A 2,294-nucleotide genomic window follows, 5' to 3' on the forward strand; every position below is an offset into this window, starting at 1 on the left:
GCGCAGGCAGTTGCCCTCGTCCAGCAGCAGCAGGTCCGGCCCGGCGATGTCGGCTGCGCGCAGCGCCCCCCCTTGCGCCAGCGCGTGGTCGGCCGGGCAGGCGAGGCGGAACGGCTCGACGAAGAGCGGCGAGACGGTGAGCCCCGAGGCGGGCAGGGGCAGCGACACCAGCGCGGCGTCGACCCGCCCGTCGCGCAGGGAGGCGAGGATGTCGGCGGTGCGGCCCTCGCTGAGGGCGAGCGTCAGCATCGGGAATTCCTGGCGCAACATGCGCAGCACCAGCGGGAAGAGATACGGCCCCAGCGTCTGGATCGCCGCGAGGACGAGGCGGCCGGTGAGGGGCGCGCCGCGGCCCTCGCTCGCCAGCGCGAGCAGGCGTTGCGCCTCGGCCAACACAGCGCGGGCCTGCCGCACGATGATCTGGCCCGGCGCCGTCATCAGCACGCGGCGGTTGGAGCGCTCGAACAGGACCAGGCCGAGCGCACCTTCGAGCTTGCGCACCTGCACGCTGAGCGTCGGCTGGCTGACGTTGCAGCGTTCCGCCGCCCGGCCGAAATGCCCCTCGTCGGCGATGGCGACGACATATTCGAGATCGCGGAGCGAAAGGCCGGCGATGTTCATAGGCTGCGTCTATCACAGCCTTTCAGACGATGCATTGGTCAACCGGTCGCAGGAGGCGCATAAGGGGAGCCCGGAACGATTCCAGGAAACGGCGCGCCCCTCGCTGAAGGGCGCCGGCGCCGGCCCTCGGACCTCGTCGCCACCACGGAGAGATCTTTCGCATGAGCGATCAACGCCCGATTCTGACGACCCGCCAGGGCCACCCGGTCCGCGACAACCAGAGCACCCGCACGGTGGGCGAGCGGGGTCCCGCGACGCTCGAGAACTACCAGTTCATCGAGAAGATCACCCATTTCGACCGCGAGCGGATCCCAGAGCGCGTGGTGCATGCCCGCGGCGCCGGCGCGCACGGGTACTTCGAGGCCTACGGCAAGATCGGTAACGAGCCGGCCTCCAAGTACACCCGCGCCCGCGTCCTCAACGAGACCGGCGTGAAGACGCCGATGTTCGTGCGCTTCTCCACCGTGGCCGGCGCCAAGGAGAGCCCTGAGACCGAGCGCGACCCGCGCGGCTTCGCGGTGAAGTTCAAGACCGTCGACGGCAACTGGGACCTCGTTGGCAACAACCTCAAGGTCTTCTTCATCCGCGACGCGATCAAGTTCCCCGACATGATCCACGCGTTCAAGCCGGACCCGGTGACGAACCGCCAGGAGGCCTGGCGCTTCTTCGACTTCGTGGCCCAGCACCCCGAAGCCATCCACATGGTGACGCACCTGAAGTCGCCCTGGGGCATCCCTGCGAACTACCGTGAGATGGAAGGCTCGGGCGTCAACACCTACAAGCTGGTCAACGACCAGGGCGAGGCCGTGCTCTGCAAGTTCCACTGGGAGCCCAAGCAGGGCATCCGCAACCTGACCTCGGCCCAGGCGTCCGAGATCCAGGGCAAGGATGTCGGCCACGCGACGCGCGACCTCTACGACAACATCAAGGCCGGCAACTTCCCCGAGTGGGAGTTCTGCGTGCAGATCATGCCGGACGGCCCGAACGAGCACCTGTCGTTCGATCCGCTCGACGACACGAAGCTGTGGCCGGTCGAGGACTTCCCGCTGCTGCCCGTCGGCCGGATGGTGCTGGACCGCGTGCCGGACAACTTCTTCGCCGAGGTCGAGCAGTCGGCCTTCGGCACGGGCGTGCTCGTCGACGGCATCGACTTCTCGGACGACAAGATGCTCCAGGGGCGTACGCTGTCGTACTCGGACACGCAGCGCTACCGCGTCGGCGCCAACTACCTGCAGCTGCCGATCAACGCGCCGCAGCCCGGCGTGAAGGTCTACTCGAACCAGCGCGACGGGCAGATGACCTACGGCGTCGACGGCACCGGCCCGAACAAGCACATCAACTACGAGCCCTCGACGCTCGCCGAGGGCCTGCGCGAGGCCCCGAAGCCGGCGAAGGACTACCACCAGCCGGTGCAGGGCAACCTCGGCCGCTACCAGACCTCGCGCACCGAGGACGACTACACCCAGGCCGGCGTGCGCTACCGTTCGTTCCAGGATTGGGAGCGCGACGACCTGATCGCCAACCTCGTCGGCGACATGAAGCAGTGCCCGGAAGCCATCCAGCTGCGGATGGTCTGGCACTTCTCGCATGCCGACGCCGATTACGGCCGCCGGGTCGCGGAAGGCGCCGGGATCGACCTCGCCAAGGCGCTGGCGCTGGCGCCGCTGCCGGGC

Annotated in this window: 2 protein-coding genes; one reads left to right on the forward strand and one right to left on the reverse strand. The window is 68.6% G+C overall.

Annotated features, from left to right (window positions below; translation table 11 throughout):
* On the reverse strand, positions 1-621 hold a 621-nt coding region (locus FV222_RS23570), incomplete at its 3' end, for a LysR substrate-binding domain-containing protein (protein WP_147815780.1).
* 161 nt (positions 622-782) lie between these two features.
* Here FV222_RS23570 and FV222_RS23575 point away from each other — a divergent pair.
* On the forward strand, positions 783-2,294 hold a 1,512-nt coding region (locus FV222_RS23575), incomplete at its 3' end, for a catalase (RefSeq protein ID WP_147815781.1).

Source organism: Methylobacterium sp. WL103, assembly GCF_008039885.1.
In the GTDB taxonomy this organism is placed as follows: domain Bacteria; phylum Pseudomonadota; class Alphaproteobacteria; order Rhizobiales; family Beijerinckiaceae; genus Methylobacterium; species Methylobacterium cerastii.